Here is a 21948-nt window from a genome sequence, read left to right on the forward strand (position 1 = left end):
AAGGTCCGAACCAACTTGACCGGGCTATGGACGCGCCCCCCGGAACGCGTCTACGTTAAGCGCCACGTTCAAGCGTTTCGGAGGTATCCCGATGACCGCGTCCCGGGAGAACCAGGGCTCGCCGCGGCTGACGATCAGGGATGTCGCCGCGCGGGCCGGGGTTTCGCGTGCGGCGGTCTCGTTGGCCTTCAACGACAAGCCGGGCGTCTCCGCCACCACCCGCGCCCATATCCTCGCCACCGCGCGGGAGATGGGCTGGGAGCCCAACCTCTCGGCCCGGGCGCTCGGCCAACGCGGCACCGGGACCGTGGGGTTGGCGATCTGCCGGCCCGCCCGTCAACTCGGCCTCGAACCCTTCTATATGGAGTTCATCTCCGGCATGGAGGGGGTGCTCGCCGAGCGGTCCAGCGCGCTGCTGCTGCGTCTGGTGCGCGATATGAACGAGGAGTTGGACCTGCAGCGGCACTGGTGGCGTTCCGGGCAGATCGCCGGTTCGGTGCTGGTGGACTTCCACCAGGAGGATCCGAGGGTGCCGGTGCTCTCCGCCCTCGGCCTGCCGGCCGTCGCCGTCGGACACCCCTCCCTCACCGGCCCGTTCCCCGCGCTCTGGACGGACGACGGCACCGCCGTCACCGAATGCGTGCGCTATCTCGCGGCGCTCGGGCACCGCTCGCTGGCCCGGGTCGGCGGTTCGGCCGAGCTGGGGCACAGCGCCATCAGGGCCGCCGCGTTCGCCGCCACCGTCGCCGAGTTGGGCCTGGACGAGGGCCGTCAGCTGGCCACCGACTTCTCCGGCGAGGAGGGCGCGCGGGCCACCCGTTCCCTGCTGTCCGCCGCGCGCCGGCCGACCGCGATTCTCTATGACAACGATGTGATGGCCGTCGCCGGGCTCTCCGTCGCCGCCGAGATGGGACTCGAGGTCCCGGCGGATGTCTCCCTGTTGGCCTGGGACGACTCCCAGCTGTGCCAGCTGACCCGCCCCACCCTCTCCGCCATGAGCCACGATGTGCACGCCTTCGGCGCGGAGGTGGCCCGCGCGCTCTTCGACCTGCTGGCGGGCAGGCGGATCTCCGCCCGCCGGATGCCGACGCCCGCCCTCACCCCCCGCGCCTCCACCGGACCACCGCCGCCCCCCTGAACCACCGTTTCCACAAAGGGCAGTTGCCCGACGACATCCCGCACCCGCCGCACGTCCCACCCGGCGGGCGCGGGCGAACCCCCAACCGGAAGGTCGACTTGTCATGCGCATGCCTAGATTGTTGTTCGCTCTCGCCACCGTCGGCGTCACCGCCGGCGCCTTGACGCTCAACTCCGCCGCCAGCGCACCCGCGTTCCCCCCGACCCCGAAGCAGGAGGTGCTCGCCTACCTCAACGGCATCAGCGGCTCGAACATCGTCTCCGGCCAGCACAACAAGGAGCCCGCAAACCAGCCCGGCCAGTACACCCGCCAGGTCCACGACATCACCGGCCAGTGGCCGGGGCTGTGGGGCGGGGACCTGATGTTCCGCGCCGAGGACATCGCCAACCGGCAGTCCGTGATCGACCAGGCCCGCACCGAATGGCAGAACGGCTCCCTGGTCACGCTCACCTGGCACGCCTGCCCGCCGACCGGCGGGACCTCCTGCGAGTTCGAGGGCGGCGTCAAGTCCAACATCTCCGACCAGCAGTTCGCCGAGATCGTCACCGAGGGCACCGGCCTGCACGCCGAGTGGCTGCGCCGGCTGGACGCCGTGGTCCCCTACCTCCGCCAACTCCAGGACGCCGGCGTGCCGGTGCTCTTCCGCCCGTTCCACGAGATGAACGAGTCATGGAACTGGTGGGGCAACCGGCCCGGCCCCAACGGGAGTTCACGGCTCTTCCAGATCACCCACGACTACCTCGCCGACGCCCAGGGCCTGGACAACCTGATCTGGGTGTGGAACGTCCAGGACAACCCGGCCGGCGGCTGGGACGCCTACTACCCGGGCGACGACTATGTCGAGGTCGCCTCGCTCGACGTCTGGTACAAGGACCTGCCCAGCGACGGCGACTACCGGCAGCTCCAGTCCATCGCGGGTGACCGGCCCATCGCACTGGCCGAGATGGGCAAGGTGCCCGCGCCCTGGCTGCTGGACTCCCAGACCCGCTGGAGCTACTTCATGATCTGGTCCGAACAGCTCCGCGGCAACAACTCCAACGCCGAGATCCAGGAAACCTACTTCCACCCCCGGGTGTTCAACCAGGGCGAGGTCCATCTCCCGTAGACCGGTGGGACGTTGGCCGCCCCGGTCGGGGCGGCCAACGTTCCTGGTGGTCCCTGACCACTTCCGCTGGTGGGCGATGGGCGACTACACCTGCGCGCCGAGGGGACGGGGAGGCCGGGGAGGGCCGGGAGCCGGCCGGTGAGTGAACCCACAGGACCGGGGCAGGGGTGCACCTGGGAGGATGTCCGCGTCGCACCGGTAAGTGAGTTGGAGAGCCATGGAGTTGCAACAGCACGGAGTGCCGCACACGGCGCGGGTCTATGACTACTACCTGGGCGGCAAGAGCTACTACGAGATAGACCAGCAGGCCGGGGACTCGGTGCTCCAGGTCTGGCCGGGCGCGCGGAAGGCCGCGCAGACCAACCGCCGTTTCATGCACCGCGCGGTGCGTCACCTCGCCGAGCGCGGCGTGCGGCAGTTCCTGGACATCGGCACCGGCATCCCGACCGAGCCGAACCTGCACCAGGTCGCGCAGGGGGTGGCCGCCGATTCCCGGGTGGTCTACGCGGACAAGGACAAGCTGGTGCTGGTCTATGCCGACGCGCTGATGCGCAGCACGCCCGAGGGGCGCACGGCGTATATCCAGGCGGATGTGGCGCGGGACCACGAGCGCATCCTCACCCAGGCGTTCGAGGTGCTGGACCGGGACCGCCCGGTGGCGCTCTCCCTGGTCGCGCTGCTGCACTTCGTGCCCGACGACCAGGGCGCGCGCGAGGTGGTCGCGGCGCTGGTGGACGCGCTGCCGTCGGGTTCGGCGCTGGTGCTCTCGCATGGCACGCACGACTTCGACGAGAACGTGATGCGGCGGGTGGAGGCGATCTACCAGCAGGGCGGAATGGCGGCCCAGTCGCGCAGCCGGGAGGAGATCCTCGGCTTCTTCGAGGGCCTTGAGCTGGTGGACCCGGGCATTGTGCCGCCGCACCAGTGGCGGCCGGGCGACGACGAAGTGCCGGACGAGGCCGAGGCGTTGAGCCGCGAGGTCTCCATGTGGGCGGCGGTCGGCATCAAGCCGTAGGGCCGAGGCGGCGCCCCGGCCCTCCTGGGACGCCGGCCGGGGCGCCTCGGTCACCCGGTCACGGCGCGCCGCGACCACGCCCGCCAGAGCCGCGCGTAGGCGCCTCCGGCGGCGAGCAGCGCGTCGTGCGGTCCTGACTCCACGACGCGCCCCTCGGCCATGACGACGACCCGGTCGGCGCCCACCGCCTGCGTCAACCGGTGGGCGATCACCAGGGCGCTGCTGCCCCCGATGGCCTCGGCGGTGGCCCGGTCCAGCGCGCGGGCGGCCCTGGCGCCGGTCTCGGCGGTCGCCTCGTCCAGCACCACCACCCGGGGCCTGGCCAACACCACCCGGGCCAGCGCCAGTTGCTGGGCCTGCTCGTTGGTGAGCGGCAACGCCTCCGGGCCGACCCGGGTGTCGGCGCCGTCCTCCAGCGCGAAGACCCATTCGGCGCCGACCGCCCGGAGCGCGGCGGCCAACGCGTCGGGGGCGGCGTCCGGCGCGGCCAGCCGCAGATTGTCGGCGACGGTGCCGCTGAAGACCCGCACCTCCTGGGTGACCAGCAGCACGCCGGCCTCGGCTGCGGCCCCCGGCACCACCGGATCGCCGTCCAGCAACACCCGTCCTGAGCCGGGCGCGTGGATGCCGGCGACCAGCCCCGCCAGACTGGACTTGCCCGACCCCGAGGCGCCGACCACGGCGACCCGTTCGCCCGGCTCGACGGTCAACGAGACGCCGCGCACGGCGGGCCGGTCCGGCTGGTAGGAGAAGGTGACGTCCTCGATGCTCAACCGGGCCGGAACGCCCGCCCGTCGCGCCTCCCGCTGCCGCCGGGTGGCGCGCGGCACCGCCGTCGTCTCCCGGATGCCGACCACGCCGAACAGCCGGCTGAGTCCGGCCATCGCCCGTTGCAGCGCGTCGAGTTCGGCGAGCACGATGCCGATCGGGTCGAAGAGCCGGAAGTACAACAGCGCGGCGGTGGTCGCGGCGCTGATGGAGACGCTGTCCGACGACGTCAGCCAGGCGCCGACCGCCAACACCGACGCCAGACCGACGAACTCGGCGCCGTTCAGCCCGTTGTAGAAGCCGGCCCTGAGCCGGGTGGCCTCAAGACCGGGGACGATCGCGGCCTCGGAAGCGGCGGCCACCCGCCGCGAGTGGCGCGCGGAACGGCCGGTGCCGACGATGGTGTCCTCGCTGCTGAACACCTCGACCAGCTCACCCGTGCGCTGCCCCTCGGCGACCCGCAGCCGCCGGTAGACCGGCCCCGACCTGGCCAGGAACCAGCGGGTGACCCACACCTGGATGGGCACGGCGACCAGCGCGCCCAGCGCGAACCTCGGGTCCAGCACGGCCAGCCCGGCCGCCGTGGCCACGATGGTGAACGCGGACGCCGTCAACGCGGGCAGCACGCCACCGACGGCCTCGCCGACCGCCTCCACATCGCCGGAGACCCTGCTCACCACATCGCCGACACCGGCCTTCTCCAACCGCGCCTGCGGCAGGCCGAGAGCGGTCCCGAACGCCTCCTCGCGCAGATCGGCCAGCGCGGACTGGAAGAGCCGGGCCAGCACGGCATGCGCGAACCGCCCGACCAAGGCGGCCACCACCCCCGCCACAACGATGCCGACGGCGGCGCCGACGACGAACGAGGTGGACTTCCCCTCACTGACGGCGGCGACGATCTGCCCCAACAACGCGGGCGCGGCCAGGCCACAGACGGATGCCACGACAAACAGCAGCGCGACCCCCGCGAGAGCGTACGGGCGCCGCGCCAACCGCCGCCAAGCCTCCCTCCGAGCCTCCCGCGGCCCCATGATCGGCAACAACTCCCCGTCCGCATCCCCGCCTCCGGCGGGGGCGGAGGAACCAACGCCGGCGGCGTCGGCGCCGCTGCCCGGCGCGGGGGCGGCGGTGCCGCCTCCGGCGGGGGCAGCGGTCGGGGAACCAACGACGGGGGCGTGGGCGCCCTCGTCCGACGCGGGGACAGGGTTGCCGCCGCTGGCGGGGGCGTCGGCGCCCTCGACCGGCGCGGGAGCGGGAGTGACACCTCCGGCGGAGGCAGCAGTCGGGGATCCAACGCTGGCGACATCGGCGCCCTCGCCCCGCGTGAGGGCCGGGGTGGCGGCGGTGGCGCTGTCGGCCGGTCTGGCGTCTGCGGCAGCAGAGCCAGTGGCGCCTTCGTCCGACGCGGGGGCGGGGGCCGCGTCGTCCTTGGCGCTGCCAGGGGTGCCGGTGCCGGGCGCGTCCTCGGGGCGCGCGACGGTTCCAGAGGGCAACACGACACCGGCCTCGTCCGAACCGTCGGAGACATCACCCGCACCGGGGACCGGCCCCGCGCCGCCGGCGCCGGCCGAACCCCCCGGGCCGGCGGAGCCGTTCACACCGTTCGCCGCCCCCTGCCCACCGCCGCCTGCGGCGGTGGGCACGGCGGCGGGGCCGTTCGTGGCCGAACCGGCGGAGCCAGTCGCGGAGCCGTCAAGGTTCATGCTCCGACCAACTCTCGGTAGGTGGCGGACTGTTGGAAGAGGTCGGCGTGTTCGGCCATGGTCCAGCCGCCGTCGAGTCGGGCGGCGACGGTGTCGCAGGTGGCGAGCAGGGCGGGGCTGGTGGTGACCAGCACGACGGCCCGGTCGTCGATCCCCTTCAGGCCGTGGGCGATATGGGACTCGGTGACGGCGTCCAGCGCGGTGGTCGGGTCCTGGAGGACCAGCAGGGGCGGCGAGGCGTGCAGGGCTCGCGCCAGCAGAATGCGTTGTCGCTGGCCGCCGGAGAGCGTTCCGCCGCCGGCGGCTATCCGTTCGGCATAGCCGTCGGGCAGCAACCGTGCCACCTCGTCGAGCGCCGCGATCCGCAGCGCCTCGTCGTCCAGTGGCGCGTCCAGCACGACGTTGTCGCTCAGCGTGTCGGTGAGCACCCGGGTGGTGCCGCCCTGTACATGGAGGCTGGCGCGGGACTGGTCGGGGGTGAGGGTGGCGAGGTCCCGGCCCTCGACGGTGATCCGTCCCGGTTCGACGGGGACGCGTCGTGCCAGGGCCTCGACCAGGGCGACGGCCTCGGCCTGGTCGTCGAAGACCAGGCCGAGGCGCTGCCCGGGCCGGGCCGTGATCGCGGGCCAACGGCCATCCGGGTGCGGGGAGATGACGAGAGTGCCGACGGTCGGCTCCGTTTCGGGCGCCGGGGCCGCGGACGGCCGGACGGCCGGTGCGGTGGCAAGGAGGTCGGCCACCCGCCGCGCGGAGGCGCGTTGTTGGGCCAGGTCGAGGCCGAAGACGCCGAGCCGCGCCATGGGTTCCTGGATGAACTGGGCGAGTCCGACGACGGCGACGAGTTGGCCGACGCTGATCTCGCCGTCCAGCGCGCGCAGTCCGGAGATCAGCGCGATCACCGAGGTGAGCAGCGCGGAGAAGACCACGCTCACCCCGAAGAAGCTGGCCTTGGAGCGGATCGCGCGCACCGCCGCGTCCAGCGAGCGGCGGCTGGCCGTCCGGTAGCGGGCGGCGGCCTCGTCCTCCGCGCCGATGCCCTTGATGACGCGGACGCCGGAGACGAACTCCGTGGCGAGCCCGTACGCGGTGGCCGACGCGGCCTGTTCGGCGCCGCTGCGGCGCTCCAGGGGGCGCGAGATCAGCTGCATCAGGCCCAGGGAGACGGGGGTGGCGACCAGCACGATCAGGCCCAGCGCGGGCGAGATATGGAGCAGGGCCACGGTGGAGACCGTCAGGGCGACCAGGACCGACACCAACTCGCTGACGGACCAGGCCAGTCGGGCCACCCGGCCGGTGTCCGAGGTGGCGATGGCGGTCGTGGTGCCGGGGGCGCGGCGGACGGCGGAGCCATGCGGGTCGAGCACCCGGTCCACGACCCGCTGCCGCACGGCGTGCGCCCCGTAGAGGCTGTTTCTGGTGAGACAGGTGAAGCCGAGGCGCCAGGAGAGGGTGAGGCCGGCGAAGAGCAGGGCGAGCAGCAGGAGATCGCGGAGGAAGGCGCCGGTGTCGCCGGCGACGATGCCGGATTCGATGGCCCAGCCGATGGCGACCGGCACCAGGGCCTCGCCGACCTGGTGGCCGCTGAGCCCGAGCGTCCCGCCGAGGACGAGGAGCAGACGTCGATCGCGGACCACCGCCAGCCGGAAGACCTCGCCGAAGGTCGTGGGGGATGGCGGCAACGATGGCAGCGCTTCAGACATTGGACTAAGGTAAGCCTTCCCTTAGTCTCACTCAATGGAGCCACCTGCCTCGGAAGCAACCGCCGTTTGTCGGGAACGACGCCAACCACCCCCATGAGAAGGAGTTGCTGGGCTGATGCCTCTCACCATTCACCGCGCCGAGGTCACCGCCGCGCGCCGCCTGACTCCCGGCATGGTCCGGGTCACCCTGGGCGGCCCCGACCTGGCCACATACCCGACCACCGGCGTGGGCGACGAGTACGTCCGCCTGTTCTTCCCCGCCGACGGTGAACACGAGCCGGAGCTGCCGACGCCGACCGAGCGGGGCGGCTGGAGCTGGGACGAGGACCAACAGCCGGCGACCATGCGGACGTACACCATCCGCGCCGTGAACGCCGAGGCCGGCACCGTGGACATCGACTTCGTGGTGCACGACGGCGGGGTCGCCGCCAGCTGGGCGCTGGGCGCCGCCGAGGGCGATGTCGTCGGCCTCACCTCCCCCACCGGCCTCTACGAGGCGCCGGCCGAGGCCCGTTGGCAGATCCTGGTCGCCGACGCGGCCGGGCTGCCGGCCGCCGCGCGGATCGCCGAGACCACCCGCCCGGACCTGCCCACCCGCCTCATCCTTGAGGTGATCGACCCCACTCACCGACAGGACATCAGCAGCCGGGCCGAGCTCACCGTCGAATGGGTCTACGGCGGCAACGGGCACGCCCCCTCCCGCCTCGACCGGATCGTGTCCGATCTCGAACTCTCCGACGAGCCCGGCTATCTGTGGTTCGCCGGCGAGACCGGCGTGATGCGGAACGTGCGCAAGAACCTCCGCCGCGAGCGGAAGCTGCCCAACGGCACGTACACCACCGTCGGTTACTGGACGCACCGGGCCGAGGAGCTGCGCCAGCGCTGGGAGGGGCTGGACGAGGAGACCCGCACCCGGCTCTACGCGATGTGGGAGGACAAGAGCCGGGACATCGAGGAGATCACCGACGACTACCACGCGCAGCTGGAGCGGCTCGGCCTGTGACCCGGCCCGTCCCGGGCGGCGCGCGCCGCCCGGGCGGCCCTCAGCGGGCGGGGGCGTTGACGATGTCGGTCAGAAAGTCCTCGACATCGGACATCACCACGGGTGTGTACACCAGGTTGGGCATCTCGTCCTCCAGCTGGAAGTACTCGATGCCCGAAGGGCAGTTGGGCTCCGGTTCGAGGGTGGTCTCGGCGACGACCGCCGCGGTGCTCAGCTCGTACACGGTGATCCGGAACGTCTGGTCGTGCAGCGGGAGGGTGAGCACGGACCGGCCGGGCATCACTCCGAGCTCCTCGTAGTCGCAGGTGTCGACCGGGGTTTCTCCAGGAATCCCCTCGACACAACCCAGAAGTTCGGCTTCGGTGGGCTCGTCCGGAATCCAGTCGGAATAGGGCTCGCCGTCCTGGACCCGGAACAGGTTTCCGGCCAGGAGATCCGTCCTCTCCTCGGAGAGGTTGACGACCATGGAGTGCGGGCCGTCGCCGGAATACTCCGCGGCGTCCTCGTACGGCTCGCCCTCGCGGTATCCGCAGAATCGCGCCAGGTTCTCGACCGTCCGGATCTCCTCGGAGAATCCGGACTCCTCGGACGGGCTGGGGCTCGGGTCCGGCGATCCCGACGGCTCCGGACTCGCCGCCGGTTCGCCGGAGCCGCCGGGGTCGCCGGAACTGCCGGAACTGCCGGATTCGCCGGAGCAGCCAGCCACCAGGACAATTGACGCACTCAGCGCGAGAATCGCGGGAATCGCTGGAATCGCGGGAACAGATCTCAAGGCGGGCAAATCCCCTCACCATGGCGGGCCGCACCCCCGTGGTCGGGCGACAGGGCAGTCGACGCGGCGGCGAATCCTCCATACTCGCGCCTCCGACCCGCCGCTTCAAGTGGCCCAGGAGCCGGGCCATTTCACCTCGCGGCCATGCGCCTCAAGAGGGGGAAAGGGCGCCAAGCGGGCGGTTCACGATTCCACGCCATGTCCGATCTACCGCGATATCCCGGAAACAGGGAATCCACCCCCCAAAGAGGACGGCCGGAACATTATCCGCGAGTAACTTACCGTCGATCGTTGACACCTTTGCGCACGCACACATAATGTTGGCGATGAACGAGGGGAACACCCGTCGTGACAGGCAGAGTTCCCCATGATTGATTGCGTACGCAATTTCACTCGACAGGCGACCGATCTGAACGTCCCGTTCGTTCTACGAGATTTCGACCGGGTTCGTCCAGACCTGGAAATCCTCGAACGCGTTTCTGCCGGCCGCCTCCGAGCCGCCTGATCAGCCAGCCGTTTCCGTCTTCAGAAAGAGAGTGATACGCGATGCCCAAGCATTTCGGGAAGATCGCCGGAGCAGCCGCCTTCGCATCGGTGCTGGCGATGGGACCGGTGTCGGGTGCCGTCGCCGCGTCCGGACCCGAAGAGGGCCCCGACGGGACGTGTTCCCAGAGCGACACCCTCTGTCTCTTCACCGGGGTGGGCTTCACCGGCGAGAGCACCACCATCAGCTCCGGCTCCTCAAGCCAGGGCGCCTGTGTGAGCCTCGCCGACCACGGCTGGGACGGTCAGGTGCGCTCGGTGATCAACACGCACAGCGTGAACGTCGCGCTCTTCCCCAACGACAACTGCGTCGGCGGTCCGAGCGCCGTGCCCGCCGGCACCGGCATCTCCGACCTCGGATCGTTCAGCGTGGTCTCCGTGTGGGTGCCGCCGCGCGGCTGACCGCCGTTCACACTTCGGGCACCCTCCGCTGGGGACGCGGAGGGTCCCGGGGAACGGGGGGCGGCCGGCGTCGCGCGTGCCTCGCGCGGCGCCGGCCGCGGCGTTCCGCCGACGGGCCCGGCCGGCGCTCTCAGGGCAGGCCCAACTCCGCCCGGGTGGGGAGCGCCGCACCGGGGCGGGAGACGGTGAGGCCGGCCGCCGCGGTGGCATGCGAGACGACCGTGCACAGCTCGGCACGGGAGAGCGACCGCAGCCGGTCGCGGGACAGCGCACCGGCATGGGCCAACGCGTCCAGCGTCCCGCTCATAAAAGCGTCTCCCGCGCCCACCGTATCCGCGACCACCGTGCGTCCGGCGGGCACCGTGACCCGTTCCGTCCGGGTGCGGGCGAACGCGCCCCGCTCGCCCAGGGTGATCAGGGCCAGGCCGGCGCCGCGTGCCAGCCAACCGTCGGCGACCTCGTCGGGGGACCGCCCGGGATAGAGCCAGTCGACATCCTCCTCGCTGGCCTTGACGATGTCGCACCGCGCCGCGCACCGCTCCACCCGGGTCACCGACTCCGCTTGCCCGCCCAGGAGTTGGGGCCGCACATTGATGTCATAGCTGACCGTGGCGGTGGGCCGCAGCCGCTCGACCAGCTCGCGCACCCCGGCCGCGCCCGGCTCCATGGTGGCGGCGATGGAGCCGATGTGCAGATGGCCGGGGCGCGGCCCGGGGAGCGCGACCCGCGGCGGCAGCGTCCAGACGATGTCGAAGACATAGCCCGCCCGCCCCGCCGCGTCCAGGGTGACCACGGCGGACGGTGTGCGGACGGCGGGACCGCCGGGGGCGGGCAGCGCGACGCCCGCCCCCGTCAGCCGGGCCCTGATGGTCGCGCCCAGCGGATCGTCCCCGAGCTGGGTGAGCAGCGTGGGCGCGTGGCCCAGCCGGGCCAGGCCGTAGGCGACGTTGGCCGGGCTGCCCCCCGGGTGCACCACATCCGGCCGGCCCGCCGTGCGGACGACGTCGGCGACGCTCTCGCCGACCACCAGGAACGCCGTCCCCGAGCGGGGCGCCGACTCAGTCGAACTCATGGATCACCATCGCGCCGAAGGTCGCGGGCCCACCCACCGTGAACAGCGCCAGGCCGGCGTCCTCCGGTGCGGGGTAGGCCAGTTGGGAGTGGACATGGCGGCCGTCGTCCAGGAAGACCTCGACGGTGGTGCGGTCCACCAGTATCCGCAGGGTCACCTCGCGCCGCCCGGGGTCGAACGGGGTACGGCTCTCCTGCCAGCTGCCGCCGGTGTCGGGATTGGGCACGCCGCCCCGGTTGAGGAAGGCATAGTCCTCGTGCACGCCGACGTCGACATGGCCGCTGCCGTCGGCGGAGCGGCGCAGCTGGATGCCGAGCGTGGTGAGCTGTTCCCACCGCACCTGTGTGCTGAGTTCATAGGCCACGCCGGTGTAGTCCAGGACGAGTTCGCCGTCCACCGTCTGGTCGCCCAGGTCGATCGTCCGCGCCACGTGGTCGGCCAAGGTGTCCACCGGGCGGGAGAAGAGGGCGAACTCACCGTCCTCGTCCCGGCCGAGGGTGACCTCGCGGACGATGGAGTCCGTCCCGTTGAAGCCGTCGCTCTCCAACGTGGGGGTGTTGTGGGGGTAGTCCCAGTTGTTCATCCAACCGATGGCGTAGCGGGTGGTGGGGTCCGGCGCGCCCGTCGTCAGATCCGTGTACTTCTCCCAGGTGACAGCGCCGTACCAGTCGAAACCGTGGTCCAGCCAACGGGGTTCCTCGGCCTCGGGGGTGAAGCTCTCCCCGTCGAAGGCGCCGACCCAGTAGGCGTAGGTGTTGGGCAGCCCGGCCTCCTTGCCGTTGGCGCTGACGCCGAGCACCCAGCGCGCCTCGCCGTCGCCCGTCTCGATCCGGAAGATGTCGGGGCACTCCAGCACGCCGATGCCGTCCCGGACGAAACCGCTCACATAGGTCCAGTTCTTGAGGTCGGGCGAGACATAGAAGCCGACCTTGTTGTTCTCCGTGAGCAGCTGTACCCAACGACCCCGTTCGGCGTCCCAGATCAGTTTCGGGTCACGGAAGTCCCGTACACCGGGGTTGGGCAGCACGGGATCGTCACCGTAGGAGACGAAGCTCCGACCGCCGTCGGTCGAGTACCAGAGGTACTGGGCCTGGGTGTCGGCGCCCTCGACCGGCTCCATGGTGACCAGGGCGACCACCGCGCCGGCGCCGAAGCCGGCGGTGTCGTCCGGATCGAGGACGGCGCAGCCGGACCAGACGTCGCCGGCCGGGGTGGTGTCCTTGGGGATCGCCACCCCCTGGTCGGCGAAGGTGACCAGGTCGGTCGAGGTGGTGCGGCGCCAGGCGGTGCCCTCGCCGTCCGTGCTGTAGTCGGCGTTGTAGAGGTAGTAGTAGTGGTAGGTGCCGTCGATCAACAGCGGGCGCTGCGGGTCGTTCTTCCACTCGTCGGGGACGGTGTGGTGGTAGACGGGCCGATAGGTCACGGCCGCCGGGTCGGCCTCCGGCCCGCCGCCGGACGGCTCGGACGAGCCGGAGCCGCTGGCGCGGGCCGACAGCACGGGCACCGCGCCGAGGACGGCACCACCCGCCGCCAACCCGATGAAGGAGCGCCTGCCCGGTCCGAACCGCCGTGCGGGAGTGTGCCGTTGAGGGTCCATGGGGGACTCGTCCTCTCCGTGGGGGATGGCCGCGCCGGGGCACGGGGGCGGCCGGATGGTCGCCGTCGATGTGTCCCAGACCGTATACCTAACTCGTTAAAGGTCAAGCCCTGACGCCAGCTTCCCCCGTCGCCGACACCGGCGGGACATTTCCTGGTTCGCTCCTCTTGACAGGGCCGCCGATCGGTTCCCATGATTTCCGGCACGAGAGACCTAACAGGAGTTAGGTCCCCAGGGCCGCGCCCCTGACGACCGTGCCTCCCCATGCGACCGCGTGCCCGTGCGGGCGTCCCGGGCCCAGCCGTGGAGCGGACCCGGGTCGAGCCGTGGAACAAAGGATGGTCCCCCGATGAGCAGTACCGGCCACCGAGATCGCATCGGCCCCTCGCGGCGCGCGCTGCTGCGCTATGGCGCCTACGGCGCGACCGCCGCCGGCTTGATCGCCAGTTGGGACCGGTTGACCGGCGCCGACATCCCCGGGCGGGACGGCGACGCGCTCACCGTGGCGACGCTCGGCGCCTCCATCGACCCCGCGGCGCAACGGGTGTTGCGCGAGGGCTTCGAGCGGCTGCACCCGGAGATCAAGGTGCGGCTGATCCCCGTCCAGGCCACCGACTGGCCCGACTTCTTCGCCAAGATCCTCACCCAGATCGCCGCCGGCACCGCCCCCGACGTGGTCTATGTGGCCACCGAGGGCGTCCAGCTGTTCGCCGAGAACCTGGGCGTGGCGCTGGACGACCGCGTGCGGCGGGACGCGGACGAGCTGCGCGAGTACTTCGCCGACGTGCACCCCTCGTTGGTGGAGTCGATGATGTACGAGGGGAGCCTCTACCAGCTCCCGGTCGAGTTCAACGCCGCCGACATGTACCTCAACACCTCGGTGCTGGGCCGGGCCGGCCGCGGACTGCCGGCCGCCGACTGGACGCGGGACGAGTTCACCGGACTGCTGCGGGAGTTGAAGGCCGCCGGCGGCCGTGGCTTCACCCCCTACTACTGGACCAACCGGCTGTGGGGCGGGGTGGTGCCCTGGCTGTTCGTCAACGAAACCAACATCCTCTCGGAGTCCAGGGCGCCGGGCGGCGACTGGCTCTGGGACGACTTCTACCCGGGCGGGCTGGCCGCGGGCAGGGGCGGCGGCTACCGCTGGACCACGCCCCAGGCGACCTCGGCGCCGGTGGAGGAGGTCTACGACTACCTGACCGAGCTGATCCAGGAGGGGTTGTGCTCACGTCCCGAGGGCGGCAGCGGCAACAACCTGGTCGGGGTCTTCTCCACCGGGCGGGTCGGCGTCACCCCGGCCGGCGGTTTCTGGGCCGGTGGGCTGCACGAGGCAGGGATGGATCCGGACGGCTACGACGTGCGGTTCTTCCCACGGTGGCGCTCCCAGCGTCACCAGTTCGGGGGCGCCGGCTACGCACTGCTGCGCACCTCGAACAAGCCCGACGAGGCGTGGGAGTTCATCAAGTACTCGGTGCGGACCGAGGTGCTTGAGGCGCTTTTCCAGGCCAACCAGACCACGCCGGCGCGCCGTTCGATGGTGAACGCGGCCCGCTACCGGGAGACGGGTCCCGCCGGTTGGCGGACCTTCTACGACACCCTCGACGCGTTCCCCGACACCGCGCCGATCCCGGCGCCGCCTCGGGTCACCGAGGTCGAACTCGCCCTGACCAAGCACACCGGCACCGCGCTGAGCAGTCCCGGATCGGTGCGACCCGCGCTGCGCGCGATGCAGAACGACCTGGAGGCGGCCATGGAGCGTGAGCTGTGAGCGGCATGACGAGGGCCGGGGCGCCGAGGAACGGCGGGACGAGGGGCCGGCCGTCGACAGGCGGCGGGTCCAGGAACCGGCACCAGCGGGCCGCCCGGCTGTTGGCGGCCGTCTTCCTGGCGCCGACGGTGGTCGGGGTGCTGGTGTTCACGGTGGTACCGATCGTGGGCTCGGTGCTGCTGAGCTTCTTCCACTGGAACGTGATCGATTCGCCGCGCTGGGCGGGCGCCGCCAACTACCGCGAGATGGCGACGGATTCGACGGTGCTGGTGTCGTTCACCAACACGCTGCTGTTCATGGTGCTGGCGGTGGGCCTGCAGATCTCGCTGGCGTTGGTGCTGGCCCTGGCGTTGGACGGGCGGTTGCCCAACTGGCTGCGGACGGCGTTCCGTTCGGCGTTCTTCTTTCCGCTGGTGCTGTCGGCGGCCTCCATCTCGGTGGTGATGAAGTACCTCTTCAACCAGGACTTCGGGGTGGTCAACTGGGCGCTGGGGCAGCTCGGCGTCTCCCCCGTGCCGTGGTTGACGCACGAGACCTGGGCCATGGTCGCCGTGGTGCTGGTGTATGTGTGGCAGCAGTTCGGTTTCTCGCTGTTGCTGTTCATCGGCGGGCTGAACAACATCCCCAGGGAGATGCACGAGGCGGCGGCGATGGACGGCTCCACGGGCTGGCGCAAGCATCTGCACATCACCCTCCCGCTGCTCAGTCCGACGCTGCTGGTGGCCTCCGTGGTGGGCGTCATCAACGCGCTTCAGGTCTTCGAGCAGCCGTATGTGCTGACCGACGGCGGTCCCGGCGACGCGACGCGCACGGTGGTGATGGTGATCTACCAGAGCGCTTTCGAACAGCTGCGCTTCGGCTCCGCGTCGGCCGTCGGGGTGCTGCTGTTCGGCCTGATTCTCGCCGTGACCGCTCTCCAGTTCCGGCTGAGCCGGCGTTTCGTCCACTACCAGTGAGCCGGGGCTGCTTCCGATGACCACGACATCCACGTCCGTTCGCCCCCGCCTCGGCCTGGTGGGGCGCGTCACCTGTCTGACCCTGGTGGCGCTGCTCACCCTGGGGCCCGTGCTGTGGACGGTGTCCACCTCGCTGCGGGCACCGGCCGAGTCCTTCGACCTGCCGCCCCGGCCGATCCCGACCGACCCGACCGGGGAGGCGTACCGACAGGTCTTCGACCAGATCGACGTCTGGCTGCTGGCGTTCAACAGCACCCTGGTGACGGCGCTGGTGGCCGGTGGGCAGATGCTGACGGCGGCGCTCGCCGGCTACGCCTTCGCCCGGATCGACTTCCGTTTCAAACGACCGCTGTTCGGTCTGGTGTTGGCGACGATGATGGTGCCGGTGCAGGTGACCATCGTGCCGGTCTTCCTGTTGCTGAAGGAGATGTCGCTGACCGACACCCTGCTGGCGCTGATCATTCCGGCCTGGCCCACCGCGTTCGGCACCTTTCTGATGCGGCAGTACTTCCTGGGGATGCCCAGGGACCTGGGCGAGGCGGCCATGATCGACGGCGCCGGTCCCTGGCGGATCTTCCGTTCCGTCTACGCGCCGCTGGCCACGCCCGGGCTGGCCATCATCGGGGTGCTGGCCTTCAACTACCACTGGAACGAGTTCTTCCGCCCGCTGATCCTTGAGACCAGCACGGAGAACTTCACGCTGCCCCTGGGCCTGGTCTCCCTCCAGGGCAACCTCGGCACCGGAAGCATCTCCGTGGTGCTGGCCGGCGTGGTGCTCTCCATGATTCCCGCAGTCCTCGTGTTCGTCGTCGGCCAACGTCCTCTCCGCGAGGGCATCACTTCCGCAGGAGTCAACAGGTGACCCGTTCCAGGGCGACCCGTCCCGAAGATCCGCGCCTGCATGTCCGGCCGCCGTCCGGCTGGGCCAACGACCCGAACGGGCCGTTCCGTTGGCGTGGTCGTTACCACCTCTTCTACCAGCACAACCCGGCCGGCCCCGTGCACGAGAACATCCACTGGGGGCATGCCAGCAGCCCGGATCTGGTCGGCTGGGAGCACCACCGGGTGGCCCTCGCCCCCACCCCCGGCGGGCCGGACTCGGCGGGCTGCTGGTCGGGCTGCGTGGTGGACGACGGCGGGACGCCGACCGCCGTCTACACGGGCGTCGACGAGCGGCACGAGGGGCTCGGCACCATCTGCCTGGCGCGCGCCGCCGACCCGGCCGACCAGCTGCTGCTCGACTGGGAGCCGCTGCCCCTGCCGGTGCTGGAAGGGCCGCCGGACGGGCTGGACGTGGTGATGTTCCGCGACCCGTTCGTCTTCCGGCACGGCGGGCGGCGCTGGGCGCTGGTGGGCGCCGGCCATGCGGACGGCACGCCGTCGGTGCTGCTCTACGACTGCCAGGACCTGTCCGACTGGCGGTTCGCCGGCGTGCTGTTGGACGGAAGGCACCCCGACGCGCGTTTCCCGGCGACGGGTTGGGAGTGCCCCCAGCTCTTCCACGCGGGCCGCGGGGAGTGGGTGCTGGTGCTGTCGCTGTGGGACGGGGACCCGTTGCGTGTGGTCTGGCTCTCCGGCGAACTGCGGCCGGTGGACGGGGCGGACGGGCCCGGGCTGACGTTCGGGCCGCGCCGCTCGGGTCCGCTGGATCTGGGCCGGGACTGCTATGCGCCGGCCGTGCTCCAGCAGGAGGAACGGGCGCTGTTGTGGGGCTGGTCCTGGGAGGCGCGCGGGCAGCGCGAGGTGGACGAGGCGGGCTGGGCCGGGGTGTTGACGCTGCCGCGCGAGGTGGCCACCCATCCGGACGGCGCGCTGCGCAGCGCGCCGGCGCCCGAACTGGTGGCGTTGCGCGCCGGCGCGCCGCTGGTGGTGCGGGAGGGCGCGACGGAGTTGGGCCCGGTGCCGCTGCCGTCCGCCTACGAGGTGGCGCTGACGGCGCGGGGCGGCCCGGTGCTGGCCGAGCTGGCCGGGGACGGGGCCGGTCGGTCGCTGGCCCTGCGGCTCGACCCGGCGGCCGGCGAGGTGGTGTTCACCCGGGACGGCTGGCCGAGGCAACGGCCGGGCGCGGAGGCGGACTTCGGGCCGCTGCGCATACCGGTGCCGTACCCGGGCCCGGTTTCGGAGGCCGGGGCACTGGCGGTGCGGGTGTGGGTGGATGGTTCGGTGATCGAGATCCTGGCGGGCGACGGCCGGGCGATGGCCACCGAACGGATCTATCTCCGCCCTGACGACCACCGCGCCCTGGTGGTGCGCGCCCAGAGCCCGGCCGCCTCGTTCTCGGCGCGCTGCTGGGAGTTGGGCGTTCCCGACCGGGGCTGACGGCCCGTTGTCGGTGCCGCCTGTCACCATGGCACGGAGGCGGGATCCCCGACGGCGGGAGGGGCGTGCTCTCCCCCGGCGGGGCCCCGTGGTCGACGGGCCGGCGTCCGTGGTCGGCGGTCCCGGTCAGCGGTCGGCGGGCGGGCCCACGGAGCCCCGGGAAACGGTGGGGCAGGGCAGCGCCGTGGTCTCGACGGCGGGTGGGGTGCCGGTCTCGACGGCGTCCAGCAGGAGTGCGGCGGCGACCTCGCCCATCGCCTCGTGCGGCAGCGCCACCGTGGTCAACGGCGGGTCGAGGAAGGCGGCCATATGCTCCTGGTCGTCGTAGCCGACCAGCGAGAGATCCGCCGGCACATCGAGCCCCAGGCGGGCGGCGGCGAGCAACACCCCGGCGGCGACCCGGTCGTTGTAGCAGACGATGCCGGTGGGGCGTTCGTTCGCCGGCACGCCGTCCAGCAGCCGCCGGGCGGCCCGGTAGCCGCTGGCGATCTCGCCGCCGGTCCGCACCACGCTCTCCGGCGCGGGCTTGAGGCCGACGGTGCGCAGCGCGTCGCGGAAGCCGCCCAGCCGCTCGGCCGAGGCGATGTCGTCGAGGCCGCCGGCCAGGGCCACCCGCCGGTGGCCCGCGTCCAGCAGCAGGCGGGCGGCGGCCCGGCCGCCGGCCCGTTCGGCGGGGATGACGGCGGGCAGGGAGCCGTCCGCCGGGAGGCAGTTGGCCAGGACGGTGTGGCACTGGTCCAGCCCCGCGGGCAGCCACGCCTTCCGCAGGGACATCGCGGCATAGATGATGCCGTCGACCCTGCGGTCCAGCAGCTCGGCCACGGCGGCGTCCTCCCGTTCCCGGGAGCCCGCCGAGTCCACCGTCAGCACCAGGTGTTGGCGCTCCCAGGCGGTCCGCATGGCGCCGCGCAGCAGGGCGCCGGCGAACGGGGTGGAGGCGATGTGGTCGGTGACCATGCCGATGACGGCCGTGCGGCGGCTGCGCAGGCCGCGCGCCACCGGATTGGGCCGATAGTTCAGCCGCTCGGCGGCGTCCCTGATGCGGCGCTGCGTCTCGGCGGAGAGGTTGCCGTCGGCTCGCCCGTTGAACACGAAGGAGACCGCGGTGTGGGAGACACCGGCGAGCCTGGCCACATCCCGTGACGTGGGCCTTCTCCGTTCCGCGCCCTCACCGCTGCCAGCCACCTCGGCATGCTATCCCGGCCCGGAGACGGCCGTGCCGCGTGGGACCGGCTGGGGCCGCGTGGGGCCCCGTGGGATCGCGTGGGGCGGCGTGGGGCCGCGTGGGGCCGCCGTTGGCGTCAGGCCGCCCGGCCCTCGCGTGCCGTCCGCTTCTCGGCCGCGTCCCGCAGGGCCGCGACCACCACCGGCGCGACGCCGCCCAACAGCGGTACCAGCGTGGCCGCGAACATCCAGCCGGGGACGTGGGCGGTCTCCGAGCCCCGCCACTGCACATGCGCCATGGGGATGAAGGCGATCCCCATCAGGGCGTTGCCGGCGAGCAGCGCGGTGGCGGCCCGGCGGGCGGACGCCGCGCTGGCCGGACGGTTGCTCGTCGCGGCGACCGCCCGGGCCCAGCGGTTCTCCGCCTCCGGCAACTGGTCGGCCGGCGTGGTGCGGAGCATCGCCACGGTCGCGCCCACCATGACGGCCGTGAGCAGCGCATAGACATAGACCGGCAGGAAAGCGACCAGAACGCTCTTGTCTGCCCAGTCGTCGACACCGCCGGCACCGATATGTTGCGGAATCCGATCGGGAAGATGCGGATACCGCGCCACCCCCCAGACCGTCAGCCCCGCCACCAGCAGCAGGCTGGGCGCCAGCCACCACCACAACCTCGCGTCTGCTTCCTTGCTCACGGGTCGTCCCCCATGGATCGCGCACCTGTTCGTCCGGCTCCTACCCGGCCCGGCGCCGTCCATGACCGCCCCGACATGCCCCCTGACATGCGCCCGCCCGGCGGGTCGGACCCGCCGGGCGGCGCCGGGTGAAGAGCCGGGTGGAGAGCCGGTGACTACAGGCTCTGCTCCAGGCGTTCGGCCAGCAGCTTGGTGAACCGCGCCGGATCGGCGAGCTGGCTGCCCTCCGCCAACAGGGCCATCCCATAGAGCAGTTCGGCCGTGGCGGCGAGCGCCGGGTCCGCGGTGTCGGCGGCGTGCGCCTTCCGCAGGCCGGTGACCAGGCCATGCCCCGGGTTGAGCTCCAGGATGCGCTTGCCGATCGGCACCTCCTGCCCCATCGCCCGATAGATGTTCTGCAGGGCGGGGGTCACATCCTCGGCGTCCGAGACGACACACGCCGGCGAGACGGTGAGCCGCGACGACAGCCGCACCTCCTTGACCTCCTCGCTCAGCCGCTCGCTCATCCACCGCAGCAGCTCGGCGTAGTCCTCGCGCTGCCGCTCCCGCTCGGCCTTGGTCTCCTCGCTCTGCTCCTCGGTCTCCAGATCGGCGTCGCCCTTGGCGACCGAACGGAGCTGCCGGCCGTCGAACTCCGGCACCGCGTCCACCCAGACCTCGTCCACCGCGTCGGTCAGGATCAGCACCTCAAGGCCCTTCTCCCGGAAGGCCTCCATATGCGGGGAGTTCTCCACGGCGGTCCGCGACTCGCCCGTCATGTAGTAGATGTGCTGCTGGCCGTCCTTCATCCGCTCGACATACTGCTTGAGCGTGGTCTGCTTCTCCTCGTCGTGGGTCGAGGCGAACGAGCAGACGGCGAGGATCGCGTCCCGGTTGTCGCTGTCGCTGAGCAGGCCCTCCTTGACGACGCCGCCGAACTCCTTCCAGAACGCGGTGTAGTTCTCCTCGCGCTTGGTCATCATCTCGCGCAGGGTGGAGAGCACCTTCTTCACCAGCCGGCGGCGCATCAGCTGGATCTGGCGGTCCTGCTGCAGGATCTCGCGGGACACGTTGAGCGACAGGTCCTGGGCGTCGACCACACCCTTCACAAAGCGCAGGTACTCCGGGACCAGCGCCTCGCAGTCGTCCATGATGAAGACGCGCTTCACATAGAGCTGGACGCCGCGCTTGTGCGCCTGGGAGTAGAGGTCCTGCGCGGCCCGCTTGGGCAGGAACAGCAGCGACTGGTACTCGAAGGTGCCCTCGGCCCGCAGGTGGATGGTCTCCAGCGGGTTGTTCCAGTCATGGCTGATGTGCTTGTACAGCTCGTGGTACTCCTCCTCGGCGACCTCGTCGCGCGAGCGGGCCCACAGCGCCTTCATGGAGTTGAGCGTCTCCGGCTCGGCGGCCTTGGCCTTCTCGCCGTCCGCGCTCCCGTCCTGCTCCGCCTCGGCCGTCTCCTCCTCGGCGTCCTTGGCTGCCTCGGCTGCCTCGGCGGTCTCGGCGGCCTCCTCCTTGGCCGGGGTGGCCAGCCTGATGGGCCAGGTGATGAAGTCGGAGTAGCGCTTGACGATCTCCCGGATCTTCCAGGTGGAGGTGTAGTCGAAGAGCTGGTCGTCGTCGTCCGCCGGCTTCAGCCGCAGAATGACCGAGGTGCCCTGCGGCGCCTCGTCCACCGACTCGATGGTGTACGTTCCCTCGCCGGTCGACGACCAGCGGGTGCCCCCGCTCTCGCCCGCGCGGCGGGTGATCAGCTGCACCTCCTCGGCCACCATGAAGCTGGCGTAGAAGCCCACGCCGAACTGGCCGATCAGGCCCTCGGCCGCGTTGGCGTCCTGCGCCTCGCGCAGCTTCTTCAGCAGCTCGGCCGTGCCCGACTTGGCGATGGTGCCGATCAACTCGACCACCTCGTCGTGCGCCATCCCGATGCCGTTGTCCCGCACGATGAGCGTGCGGGCGTCCTGGTCGGCCTCGATCTCGATATGGAGATCGGAGACATCGGCGTCGAGGCTGTCGTCACGCAGGGACTCGATGCGCAGCTTGTCCAACGCGTCGGAGGCGTTGGAGATCAGTTCGCGCAGAAACACGTCCTTGTTCGAGTAGATCGAGTGGATCATCATCTGGAGAAGCTGGCGCGCCTCTACCTGGAACTCGAACGTCTCGGTCGGCATGGTCGTGGATTCCTCACGTCTGTCGCACGGTAACGGGAACCTGCCCCCACCCCTGGCGGGGACGAGCGCCACGACGGC

General features: G+C 71.5%; 17 protein-coding genes. 9 read left to right on the plus strand and 8 right to left on the minus strand.

Features of this window, described 5'->3' with window-relative positions; translation table 11 throughout:
- The first annotated feature begins 91 nt into the window (after positions 1-91).
- The 3 genes from AOM46_RS16635 (at position 92) to AOM46_RS16645 (ending at position 3258) form a co-directional block, all read left to right on the plus strand.
- On the plus strand, positions 92-1138 hold the full coding sequence (locus AOM46_RS16635) for a LacI family DNA-binding transcriptional regulator (RefSeq protein WP_062212116.1): 1047 nt from the start codon (positions 92-94) through the stop codon (positions 1136-1138).
- A 103-nt stretch (positions 1139-1241) separates the two neighbouring features.
- The gene (locus AOM46_RS16640; protein ID WP_062212119.1) at positions 1242-2243 is read left to right on the plus strand and encodes a glycosyl hydrolase; all 1002 of its coding nucleotides are present in this window, start codon (positions 1242-1244) and stop codon (positions 2241-2243) included.
- Between the two features lie 217 nt (positions 2244-2460).
- Positions 2461-3258 (plus strand): SAM-dependent methyltransferase, encoded by a 798-nt coding sequence (locus AOM46_RS16645; protein ID WP_062212122.1) that lies wholly within the window; start codon positions 2461-2463, stop codon positions 3256-3258.
- A 50-nt stretch (positions 3259-3308) separates the two neighbouring features.
- On the opposite strand, the gene AOM46_RS16650 is transcribed toward AOM46_RS16645, so the two are convergent.
- Positions 3309-5669, minus strand: a complete 2361-nt coding sequence (locus AOM46_RS16650) for an ABC transporter ATP-binding protein (RefSeq protein ID WP_234313810.1) — start codon at positions 5667-5669, stop codon at positions 3309-3311.
- Positions 5670-5725: 56 nt separating this feature from the next.
- Complete coding sequence (locus AOM46_RS16655) at positions 5726-7429, minus strand: ABC transporter ATP-binding protein (protein ID WP_062212125.1); 1704 nt, start codon at positions 7427-7429, stop codon at positions 5726-5728.
- A 115-nt stretch (positions 7430-7544) separates the two neighbouring features.
- Here AOM46_RS16655 and AOM46_RS16660 point away from each other — a divergent pair, with 115 nt between their 5' ends.
- Positions 7545-8432 (plus strand): siderophore-interacting protein, encoded by an 888-nt coding sequence (locus AOM46_RS16660; RefSeq protein WP_062212129.1) that lies wholly within the window; start codon positions 7545-7547, stop codon positions 8430-8432.
- 40 nt (positions 8433-8472) lie between these two features.
- Here AOM46_RS16660 and AOM46_RS16665 read toward each other — a convergent pair whose 3' ends face one another.
- Entirely contained in the window at positions 8473-9138 is a 666-nt protein-coding gene (locus AOM46_RS16665) for a hypothetical protein (RefSeq protein ID WP_062212134.1), read from the minus strand.
- A gap of 612 nt (positions 9139-9750) precedes the next feature.
- Here AOM46_RS16665 and AOM46_RS16670 point away from each other — a divergent pair.
- A complete protein-coding gene (locus tag AOM46_RS16670; protein WP_062212136.1) occupies positions 9751-10149 on the plus strand; it encodes a peptidase inhibitor family I36 protein in 399 nt (132 codons plus the stop codon).
- A gap of 130 nt (positions 10150-10279) precedes the next feature.
- Here AOM46_RS16670 and AOM46_RS16675 read toward each other — a convergent pair whose 3' ends face one another.
- Complete coding sequence (locus AOM46_RS16675) at positions 10280-11221, minus strand: carbohydrate kinase (RefSeq protein WP_062212137.1); 942 nt, start codon at positions 11219-11221, stop codon at positions 10280-10282.
- On the minus strand, positions 11208-12818 hold the full coding sequence (locus AOM46_RS16680) for a glycoside hydrolase family 32 protein (RefSeq protein ID WP_078856884.1): 1611 nt from the start codon (positions 12816-12818) through the stop codon (positions 11208-11210). Before AOM46_RS16680 ends, AOM46_RS16675 begins: the two co-directional genes overlap by 14 nt.
- Before the next feature lie 349 nt (positions 12819-13167).
- On the opposite strand from AOM46_RS16680, the gene AOM46_RS16685 reads away from it, so the two are divergent.
- Genes AOM46_RS16685 through AOM46_RS16700 form a run of 4 tightly spaced genes read left to right on the plus strand, consistent with a single transcriptional unit; the run spans position 13168 to position 17861 of the window.
- Positions 13168-14586, plus strand: coding sequence for an extracellular solute-binding protein (locus AOM46_RS16685; RefSeq protein ID WP_062212140.1), 1419 nt, complete (start codon positions 13168-13170; stop codon positions 14584-14586).
- A 5-nt stretch (positions 14587-14591) separates the two neighbouring features.
- Positions 14592-15542 carry a carbohydrate ABC transporter permease gene (locus AOM46_RS16690; RefSeq protein WP_078856928.1) on the plus strand — a complete coding sequence of 317 codons (951 nt, stop codon included), beginning with the start codon at positions 14592-14594 and terminating at the stop codon, positions 15540-15542.
- Positions 15543-15558: 16 nt separating this feature from the next.
- Positions 15559-16404, plus strand: coding sequence for a carbohydrate ABC transporter permease (locus AOM46_RS16695; RefSeq protein ID WP_062212148.1), 846 nt, complete (start codon positions 15559-15561; stop codon positions 16402-16404).
- The gene (locus AOM46_RS16700) at positions 16401-17861 is read left to right on the plus strand and encodes a glycoside hydrolase family 32 protein (RefSeq protein WP_062212153.1); all 1461 of its coding nucleotides are present in this window, start codon (positions 16401-16403) and stop codon (positions 17859-17861) included. Before AOM46_RS16695 ends, AOM46_RS16700 begins: the two co-directional genes overlap by 4 nt.
- A gap of 126 nt (positions 17862-17987) precedes the next feature.
- Here AOM46_RS16700 and AOM46_RS16705 read toward each other — a convergent pair whose 3' ends face one another.
- From AOM46_RS16705 to htpG, 3 genes are all read right to left on the minus strand, one after another.
- Entirely contained in the window at positions 17988-19046 is a 1059-nt protein-coding gene (locus tag AOM46_RS16705) for a LacI family DNA-binding transcriptional regulator (protein ID WP_062212156.1), read from the minus strand.
- 116 nt (positions 19047-19162) lie between these two features.
- Positions 19163-19720 (minus strand): DUF1648 domain-containing protein, encoded by a 558-nt coding sequence (locus AOM46_RS16710; RefSeq protein ID WP_062212159.1) that lies wholly within the window; start codon positions 19718-19720, stop codon positions 19163-19165.
- A 155-nt stretch (positions 19721-19875) separates the two neighbouring features.
- The gene (htpG, locus tag AOM46_RS16715; RefSeq protein ID WP_062212162.1) at positions 19876-21870 is read right to left on the minus strand and encodes a molecular chaperone HtpG; all 1995 of its coding nucleotides are present in this window, start codon (positions 21868-21870) and stop codon (positions 19876-19878) included.
- Between the last annotated feature and the right edge of the window lie 78 nt (positions 21871-21948).

Source organism: Streptomyces sp. NBRC 109706 (genome assembly GCF_000974485.1).
In the GTDB taxonomy this organism is placed as follows: Bacteria; Actinomycetota; Actinomycetes; order Streptomycetales; family Streptomycetaceae; genus Streptomyces.

Bases quoted from the DNA above. Each gene is read 5' to 3' on its own strand.
- AOM46_RS16635 (WP_062212116.1), top strand. From the start codon at position 92: ATGACCGCGTCCCGGGAGAACCAGGGCTCGCCGCGGCTGACGATCAGG.
- AOM46_RS16640 (WP_062212119.1), top strand. From the start codon at position 1,242: ATGCGCATGCCTAGATTGTTGTTCGCTCTCGCCACCGTCGGCGTCACC.
- AOM46_RS16645 (WP_062212122.1), top strand. From the start codon at position 2,461: ATGGAGTTGCAACAGCACGGAGTGCCGCACACGGCGCGGGTCTATGAC.
- AOM46_RS16655 (WP_062212125.1), bottom strand. From the start codon at position 7,429: ATGTCTGAAGCGCTGCCATCGTTGCCGCCATCCCCCACGACCTTCGGC.
- AOM46_RS16660 (WP_062212129.1), top strand. From the start codon at position 7,545: ATGCCTCTCACCATTCACCGCGCCGAGGTCACCGCCGCGCGCCGCCTG.
- AOM46_RS16670 (WP_062212136.1), top strand. From the start codon at position 9,751: ATGCCCAAGCATTTCGGGAAGATCGCCGGAGCAGCCGCCTTCGCATCG.
- AOM46_RS16675 (WP_062212137.1), bottom strand. From the start codon at position 11,221: ATGAGTTCGACTGAGTCGGCGCCCCGCTCGGGGACGGCGTTCCTGGTG.
- AOM46_RS16680 (WP_078856884.1), bottom strand. From the start codon at position 12,818: ATGGACCCTCAACGGCACACTCCCGCACGGCGGTTCGGACCGGGCAGG.
- AOM46_RS16685 (WP_062212140.1), top strand. From the start codon at position 13,168: ATGAGCAGTACCGGCCACCGAGATCGCATCGGCCCCTCGCGGCGCGCG.
- AOM46_RS16690 (WP_078856928.1), top strand. From the start codon at position 14,592: ATGACGAGGGCCGGGGCGCCGAGGAACGGCGGGACGAGGGGCCGGCCG.
- AOM46_RS16695 (WP_062212148.1), top strand. From the start codon at position 15,559: ATGACCACGACATCCACGTCCGTTCGCCCCCGCCTCGGCCTGGTGGGG.
- htpG (WP_062212162.1), bottom strand. From the start codon at position 21,870: ATGCCGACCGAGACGTTCGAGTTCCAGGTAGAGGCGCGCCAGCTTCTC.